The organism is Nonomuraea sp. NPDC002799 (assembly GCF_053592075.1).
This window is the reverse complement of record NZ_JBSFVA010000028.1, coordinates 131,022-139,406: the sequence shown is the minus strand read 5'-3', so window position 1 is coordinate 139,406 and position 8,385 is coordinate 131,022. Positions and strand designations below refer to the sequence as shown.

Here is an 8,385-nt window from a genome sequence, read left to right as displayed (position 1 = left end):
GGTCCTGAAGGCGGGCGCGGCGTATCTGCCGATCGATCCGGATCTGCCCCGGGAGCGGGTGGCGGCGATGCTGGCCAGTGCCTGCCCGGTGGCCGGGATCGAGGAACTGCCGGAGCTGGCCTCTTATCCCGCCACGGATCCGGGTGTGCGTCTGGATCCGGCGATGGCCGCCTACGTGATCTACACCTCCGGTCTGGCGGGTGTGCTGGTGTCGCATCGGTCGATCATGAATCGGGTCCGGTGGGGGCAGGCGTACTTCGGCATGACGCCGGAGGACCGGGTGTTGCTGGTGACGTCGTCGAGTGTCGACGTGTCGGTGCCGGAGCTGTTCGGCCCGTTGCAGGTCGGCGCGGCGATGGTGGTGGCGCGGCCGGTCGGGCGCCCGGATTGTCCGGCGCGGCCGGACGGGCACCCGGAGTATCTGGCGCGGCTGATCCAGCGGGAGCGGGTGACCCAGGCAGACTTCGTGCCGTCGTTGCTGGAGGCGTTCGTCGCCGAGCCGGCCGCGGCCGGGTGTGACAGCCTGCGCTGGATCGAGGTGGCCGGCGGGGTGTTCCCGGTGGAGCTGGCCGAGCGGGCGAGCCGGATCCTGCCCCACTGCGGCGTGCACAGCCTCTACGGGCCTGCGGAAGCCGCGGTCGAGGTCACCTCCCACGAATACCACCCGGGCTCGCACGCGATGCCGATCGGCACCCCGGTCTGGAACACCCGCGTCCACGTGCTGAACGCGGCCCTGCGGCCGGTGCCGCCCGGCGTCCCGGGCGAGCTGTACCTGGCCGGCGTGCAACTGGCGCGCGGCTACCTGGGACAGCCCGGCCTGACCGCGCACCGCTTCGTGGCCTGCCCGTACGGGCCGCCGGGCGAGCGCATGTACCGCACCGGCGACCAGGTCCGCTGGAACGACCAAGGCGAGATCGAGCACCTGGGCCGGGCCGCCGGCGAGCCCGACCGCGCCCACCTCGACCACAACCCGCCCGCCCCCCCGGCCCGGCCCGCGACGCGGAATCGCGGCACGCCCCCGCCCACGCCCCCGCCCGCGACGCGGAGTCGCGCCGCGTCCGGCTCCGAGCCGCACCACGTTCTGGAACCAGCAAGCCGCTGAATCACCCGCCGAAAGCCGAAAGGAACGAGACATGAGCACGAATCCGTTCGACGCCGAGAACGACGAGTTCTACGTGCTGGTGAACGCCGAGGAGCAGCACTCCCTGTGGCCGGCGTTCGCCGAGGTGCCGGCCGGCTGGACCGCCGTCTTCGGCCCCGACGAGCGCACCGCGGCCATCGGCTACGTCGAGGCCCACTGGACCGACATCCGGCCCAAGAGCCTGCGTGACGCCATGGCCGCGGACGTCTCCTGAGGACGGGGAGCGATGAAGACCACCACCACGACGACCACACTCGTCTGCCTGCCCTTCGCGGGCGCCGGCGCCTCGTTCTTCCACCCGTGGAGCGGCCTGGCCGGCGACGGGCTGAAGGTCGTGGCCCTCCAGCTCCCCGGCCGGGAGTGGCGGCTCGTGGACGAGCCGTACCAGGACGTGGCCGACGCCGTCGAAGGGCTCCTTCCCGACCTGCTCAAGGTGGCCGACGAGGCGGGCCGGGTGGCGTTGTTCGGGCACAGCCTGGGGGCCGTGCTGGCGTACGAGCTGGCACACCGGCTGGCCGGCCGCGCCGAGCTCGTCCGGCTCATCGTGAGCGGCTCGCCCGGACCGTGGGCGGGCCGTACGCGGCGGGCCACCGGGCTCGGCGACGACGACTTCCTGCTCCGCGTCGAGGAGTTCGCCGGTTACAGCCACGAGGCGCTGGCCAACCCCGAGATGCGCGAGCTGATCCTGCCGACCCTGCGCGCCGACGTCGAGATGCACGAGAACTACCGGCCCGGCTCGGACGAGCCGCTGGCGGTGCCGATCACGTCGCTGCGCGGCCGTACCGACGACCTCGTCACCACCGAGGAGGCCGGCGGCTGGAGCGCGGCGACGACCGGAGGGTTCACCCTCACCGAGGTCGAGGGCGGCCACATGTTCCTCGCCGAGAACACCGACGAGCTGCTGCGGCTCATCGAATCCACCGTCGACCACGACGAGCCGCTCAGACTCAGCCCGACCACCGTCAACCACGACTGACTGCGAGGAGAAGGACCATGCGTCTGGCGGCCAAGACAGCCATCATCACCGGCGCCGCACGCGGCATCGGGCGGTCGTGCGCGGTCGCCTTCGCCCGGGAAGGCGCCGACCTCGTCCTCCTGGACGTCGGCGAGAACCTGCCCGGGGTGCCCTACGCGCTGGGCTCCCCCAGCCAGCTCGCGCACACCGCCGACCTGTGCCGCGAGCACGGCGCCGCCGTGCTCGCCAGGCGGGCCGACGTGCGCGACCTCGCCGCGCTGCAAGACGTCGTCCAGGAGACGTACCAGCGCTTCGGCCGGATCGACGTGCTGGTGAACAACGCCGGCATCGCCGCGCCCTCCGGCAAGACGACGCACGAGATCACCGAGGACGAGTGGCAGCTCATGATCGACGTCGATCTGTCGGGCGCCTGGCGCACCACCAAGGCCGTCGGCAAGCTGATGACCGCGCAGCGCTCCGGCAGCATCGTCAACGTCGCCTCGACGGCCGGCCTCGTCGGCTACCGGTACTTCGCCGGCTACGTCGCGGCCAAGCACGGCGTCATCGGGCTCACCAAGGCCACCGCGCTCGACTACGCCCCGATGAAGGTCCGCGTCAACGCGCTCTGCCCCGGATCGGTCCGGGACGACCACGCGGTCGAGGGCCGGATGTTGTCGGAGATCGCCAGGTCGCTGGACGTGCCGGTGGCCGACCACGAGGAGACCTTCCTCCAGGCCCAGCCCATGAACGCCCTGATCGAGCCGGAAGACATCGCCGCGGCCGCCGTGTGGCTGGCCTCGGACGAGTCGAAGCAGGTCACCGGATCCATCCTCACCGTGGATGGCGGATTCACCGCACGCTGACGCGCAGGAGACCGTGATGCCAGCCCTTGAGCCGTACCTCCAGAAGGATTGTCATGCGATGCGCGTCAGGCTCCGTGACGCCGTCGACGCCGTTGACGCCGAGTTGATCGGGCGGCGCCTGGCCACGCTGGCCGGGGCCCGTCTGTGGGTGGAGCGCGCCGGCCACGCCGACGACCCGCTGTCCGTCCGCCGCCGCGAGAGCGAGCTGGCCAGGCCGGTGGACGCGGGCGACGGCGTGCGCGCGGTGCTGATCCAGTACGCCGGCGGCCTGGCCGACCTGGTCCTGGTGGCGCACCGGGCCACGCTGGGCCGCTCCTCCCTGCGCGCCCTGGCCCGCGCCGTCCTGCGCGCCGACACCCCGCACGCCCCGCCTCCGCCGGAGCACCGGCCGGCGGGCCGGTCGGCGGAGAGCCGGTCGGCGGGTCAGCCGGGAGACCGGTCGGAAGGCCGGTCGGGGGAGCGGGTGGATGTGCCGGTGGAGCCGGAGGCGACCGTTCCGTGGGGGCTAGGCGATCCCCGGCGCGGCGGCGACTTCGCCGAGTTGCGGCTGGCGCTGCCCGACGGAGTCGGCCGGCCCGGCGAGTGGCTGGCGGCGCTGGCGGTGGTCCTGTCGCGGTACGCCCCCGAGGAGCCGGTCACCGTCGCGGTCCTGGACCTCGACCGGCACGACCGCGTCACCTCGATCCCCGTGGAGCTCACCGCCGCCACCCGGCTCGGCGAGCTGGCCACCCGGCTCGCCGCCGACCTCGCGGCAGGAACCCCGGCGCCGTTCACGGCAGCCCAGGCACCCGCCGCCGGCCTCGCCTTCGACGCCGCCTTCTCCCACACCGCCTCCGACGACGGCGCCTTCGAGAACGGCGCCTTCGAGAACGGCGCCTTCGACAGCGGCGCCTTCGACAGCGGCGCCTTCGACCACGCCTTCGACCTCGGCGACGACAATGGGGAAGGGACCGAGGTCGAAGGCGTACCCATCCGGCGCCCGTCCTTCCCGCTCACGATCGTGCTGCACCGCGACGGCGAGGGCCGCCCGGAGCTGCGCTGCCTGCACCGCCTGCGCAGCGTCGGCCCCGAGATCGCCGCGCAGTTCGCCCGCCACCTCGTCCACGCGCGCCGCCAGGTCGCCGCGTCGCCCGCCCGGCCGGCCCGCGCCGCCGGCCTGCTGGACGCGGCCGAGCTGACCCGGGTGCGGGCCCTCGGCCTGCCGCCCCGGGAGCTGGACAGCCGCCCCCGCCGCATCGAGGACGTCTTCGCCGAGCGCGCCGCCGCGTGCCCGGACGCCGTCGCGCTGTCGGAGGACGACGTCCAGGTCACCTACCGCGAGCTCGACGAGCGCTCCGACCGGATGGCGCACGGCCTGCGGGCGCTGGGCGTGCGGGACGGCGACCTCGTCGGCATGTGCCTGGAACGCTCGGCCGAACTGATCGCGGTCATGCTGGGCATCCTCAAGGCCGGCGCGGTGTACGTGCCGATGGACCCGGCCTATCCGGCCGACCGGCTGACGTACACGGTCGAGGACTCCGGCATCCGCGCCCTGGTGACCACCCTGGCCGGGTTCCCCGCGCCGGACGGCCTGACGGCGCTCACCCCGGAGCGGCTGGCCGAGCTGGGGGACGGCCGCGCCGGCCCGCCGGAGAGCCAGGGGCGCCCCGGCGATCCCGCCTACGTCATCTACACCTCCGGCTCCACCGGCCGGCCCAAGGGGGTGCTCGTATCCCACGCCAACGTGATCAGCCTGCTGGACGCCACCCGTGAGGACTTCGTGCTCGGCCCCGCGGACGTGTGGACGTTCTTCCACTCCATCGCCTTCGACTTCTCCGTCTGGGAGGTCTGGGGCTGCCTGCTCACGGGCGGTCACCTCGTCGTGGTGCCGTACTGGGTGTCGCGGTCGCCGGAGCAGTTCCGCGCGCTGCTGAGCGCCAGGGGCGTCACCGTGCTCAACCAGACGCCGTCGGCGTTCATCCAGCTCGTGGCGGCCGACCTGGCGTGCGCCGACCCGCTGGCGCTCCGGCTGGTCATCTTCGGGGGCGAGTCCCTGGAGACGCCCGCGCTGCTGCCGTGGCTGGACCGGTATCCGGAGTCGCGCTGCCGGCTGGTCAACATGTACGGCATCACCGAGACCACCGTGCACGTCACCTCCGAGACCCTCGACCGGGGGATGGCGTTGTCGGCCTCCAGGTCGGTGGGCAAGCCGGTGCCGGGGTGGCACGCGTACGTGATGGACGCCTCGGGGCGGCCCGCGCCGCCCGGCGTGGCGGGCGAGATCTACGTCGGCGGCGCCGGCGTCGCGCTCGGCTACCTGGGGCGGCCCGCGCTGACCGCCGAGCGGTTCCCCGCCGACCCGTTCACCGGCGCACGGTTGTACCGCAGCGGCGACCGGGGCCGGTTGCGGCCGGACGGCAAGCTGGAGCACCTCGGCCGCATGGACAACCAGGTCAAGCTCAGGGGCTTCCGGATCGAGCTGGACGAGATCCGGCTGGTGCTGGTGGAGAGCCCGGGGGTGGCGGCCGCGGCCGTGGTGCTGCGGCAGGACGACGGCGACACCGCCACGGCCCGGCTCGACGCGTACGTCGTGATGCCGGACGGCACCCCGGACGAGCTGCGCCGGCACCTGGCCCGGATGTTGCCCGAGTACATGCTGCCCGCCACCGTCACGGTGCTGCCGTCGATGCCGCTGACCGCGAACGGGAAGGTGGACCTGGCCGCCCTGCCGGAGCCGGTCCTGTCGCCCGTCCGCCCGAGCGAGGAGGACGACGGCGACCCGGCGGGCGGCGACGAGATCACCGGGCACCTGCTCGACGTCTGGCGCGAGATCTTCGGGTTCCCGGTCCGGACGTCCGACGACTTCTTCCAGCTCGGCGGCAACTCGTTGTTCGCCATCCGGATGGCGGCCGCGCTGCGCGAGCGCGGCATGGCCGCCCTGCACCCCCGCACGCTCTATCTCAACCCGACCGTGCGGCAACTCGCGGACGCGCTCAGGTCTTGACACCCACATGCGCCTACGTATCCTTATACATATACGTATAACGAAGGAGGGGACCTCATGCCGAACAAGACGGTCTACGTCTCCGACGAGGACCTGCCGCTCTACCAGAGCGCCCAGGACCTGGCCGACGGAAACCTGTCGAAGGCGATCTCGGCGGCGCTCCGCAAGTACATCGAGGTGGAGGAGGGCCGGGAGGACGGCTACGAGGAAATCGCTTTCCGGGTCGGCCCCGGCACGGGCAGGCAGGTGCGCTTCTCGGGCATGCTGCTCGCCGAATGGGGCCGCAACGAGAGCGACGTCGTCGAGGTCTTCAGGGTCTACCGCTCCCGCAAGGACAAGTTCGTCGTGCACCGGGAGCGATCCAACGCCTGGCGGCACTCCGACGGCTCGTTCTGGGGCTGGCGCAGCCATCTCGGGCTGGGCGGCCAGACGTGGGGCGTGGTCAAGGGCGAGTCGAGCATGGACGTCGCCGACTCCCTGGAGGCGCTGCGCGACATCGTGCCCGCCGAGCTCTACGACATGCTCGCCGACGTCGGCGACCGGCCGGCCGTCGACCACCTGGACATCTAGCACGCCGTCGTCCTGTCGCCAGGACCTTCCCCACCCCATTCGATGGAGGCACCATGTACAGCACGTCGCCGCCGGCCATAGAACTGGCCGGTCTGCGAAAGGCGTTCGGCGAGCACGTCGTGCTCGACGGGATCGACCTGACCGTTCCGGCCGGCTCGGTGTTCGCCATGCTCGGACCGAACGGCGCCGGTAAGACCACCACCGTCAACATCATGTCCACCCTCGTCGCCGCCGACGCCGGCGAGGTCCGGATCGCGGGCCACGACGTCGTCCGCGAGGCGGACGCCGTGCGCGCCGCCATCGGCGTCACCGGCCAGTTCTCGGCCGTCGACCAGCTCATGACGGGCGAGGAGAACCTGCACCTCATGGCCCGCCTGTTCCACCTGCCCCGCCCCCGGGCTCAGGCCCGCGTCGCCGAGCTGCTGGAGCGGTTCGGCCTCCAGGACGCGGCCGGCAAGATCGCGGCCACGTACTCCGGCGGCATGCGGCGCCGGCTGGACCTGGCGATGACGCTGCTCGGCACCCCGAGCGTCATCTTCCTCGACGAGCCCACGACCGGCGTCGACCCGCGCGGCCGGCAGGCCATCTGGGACATCGTCAAGGGCCTCGTGGCCGACGGCGTCACCATCTTCCTCACCACGCAGTACCTGGAGGAGGCCGACAAGCTGGCCGACGTCGTCGCCGTCCTCGACGGCGGCAAGATCGTCGCCCTGGGCACGCCGGCCGAGCTCAAGCGGCGGGTCCCCGGCGGGGCCATCAAGCTGCAGCTCACCGACGCGGCCGCGCTCGACGCCGCCGCCCAGCTCTTCACCGAGGGTGTCCGCGACGACGAGGACTTCAGCCTGCGCCTGCCCAGCGACGGCGACATCCCGGCGCTGCGCGAGGTGCTCGACCTGGTCGAGCGGGCCGGCATCCAGGCCGAGACCATCTCGGTCACGACGCCGGACCTCGACGACGTCTTCTTCGCCCTCACCGGCCCCGCCGCACGAAAGGAATCCGTCCGATGAGCTCCGTCGCCCACGCGCTGGCCGACTCCTCGACCATGTTCCGGCGCAACCTGCTCCACATGCGCCGCAACCCGAGCGTGACCATCCTCATCATCGGCACGCCCATCGTCTTCCTGCTGCTGTTCGTCTACGTCTTCGGCGGCACCCTGGGCGCCGGTCTCGGCGTCGGCGGCGGCCGGGCCGACTACCTGGCCTACATCACGCCCGCCATCGTGCTCATGTCGGCGGCGGCCACCGCGCAGGGCATCGCCATCTCGGTGGCGGTCGACATGACCGAGGGCATCATCGCCCGGTTCCGCACGATGCCGATCTCCCGCGCGTCCGTCCTGGCCGGTCACGTGTACGGCGGAGTCGTGCAGGCCCTGCTGGCCATGGGCTCCGTCCTGGCCGTCGCGCTGCTGCTCGGCTACCGGCCCGCGGCCACCCCGCTGGAGTGGCTGGGCCTGCTCGGCGTGCTGGTCCTGACGGCGTTCGCGTTCGCCTGGTTGTCCGTGGCCATGGGCCTGGCGGCCAAGAGCGTCGAGTCGGCGAGCACCATGCCCATGCTCCTGATGTTGCTGCCCCTGCTGAGCAGCGGGTTCGTGCCGGTGAGCTCCCTGCCGGCCGGTCTGAGCTGGTTCGCCGAGTACCAGCCGTTCACCCCGATCATCGACGCGGCCCGTGGCCTGCTCGCCGGCAGCGTCGACAACACCGACGTCGCCGTCCTGACCGGGTGGTGCGTGGCGATCGCGTTCCTCGGTTACCTGTGGTCGCGCTCGCTCTACCGGCGCCGCGCGATGAGCTGAGAGCGGGCCTCACGTGCTGAGGCCCGCACTTCCTTCCCGAATCCACGAAAGGAGCCACGCCGTGCGAACCACGACAGTGAT

Annotated in this window: 8 protein-coding genes; all 8 read left to right on the top strand. The window is 72.5% G+C overall.

What is annotated here, in order from left to right:
* Window positions 1–1,102, top strand: a 1,102-nt coding sequence (locus ACWD0F_RS37460) for an AMP-binding protein (protein ID WP_449884788.1), incomplete at its 5' end; no start/stop codon positions are given.
* Window positions 1,103–1,133: 31 nt separating this feature from the next.
* Window positions 1,134–1,355 carry an MbtH family protein gene (locus ACWD0F_RS37455; RefSeq protein ID WP_449884786.1) on the top strand — a complete coding sequence of 74 codons (222 nt, stop codon included), beginning with the start codon at window positions 1,134–1,136 and terminating at the stop codon, window positions 1,353–1,355.
* Between the two features lie 12 nt (window positions 1,356–1,367).
* Complete coding sequence (locus ACWD0F_RS37450) at window positions 1,368–2,117, top strand: thioesterase II family protein (protein WP_449884783.1); 750 nt, start codon at window positions 1,368–1,370, stop codon at window positions 2,115–2,117.
* 17 nt (window positions 2,118–2,134) lie between these two features.
* Window positions 2,135–2,959 carry a mycofactocin-coupled SDR family oxidoreductase gene (locus ACWD0F_RS37445; protein ID WP_449884781.1) on the top strand — a complete coding sequence of 275 codons (825 nt, stop codon included), beginning with the start codon at window positions 2,135–2,137 and terminating at the stop codon, window positions 2,957–2,959.
* A 58-nt stretch (window positions 2,960–3,017) separates the two neighbouring features.
* Entirely contained in the window at window positions 3,018–5,942 is a 2,925-nt protein-coding gene (locus tag ACWD0F_RS37440) for an amino acid adenylation domain-containing protein (RefSeq protein ID WP_449884778.1), read from the top strand.
* Between the two features lie 57 nt (window positions 5,943–5,999).
* Entirely contained in the window at window positions 6,000–6,512 is a 513-nt protein-coding gene (locus ACWD0F_RS37435; RefSeq protein ID WP_449884776.1) for an EXLDI protein, read from the top strand.
* A 53-nt stretch (window positions 6,513–6,565) separates the two neighbouring features.
* Window positions 6,566–7,519 (top strand): ATP-binding cassette domain-containing protein, encoded by a 954-nt coding sequence (locus ACWD0F_RS37430; protein WP_449884774.1) that lies wholly within the window; start codon window positions 6,566–6,568, stop codon window positions 7,517–7,519.
* Window positions 7,516–8,304, top strand: coding sequence for an ABC transporter permease (locus ACWD0F_RS37425; protein WP_449884771.1), 789 nt, complete (start codon window positions 7,516–7,518; stop codon window positions 8,302–8,304). The genes ACWD0F_RS37430 and ACWD0F_RS37425 overlap by 4 nt, the downstream gene beginning before the upstream one ends.
* Window positions 8,305–8,385: the final 81 nt, after the last annotated feature.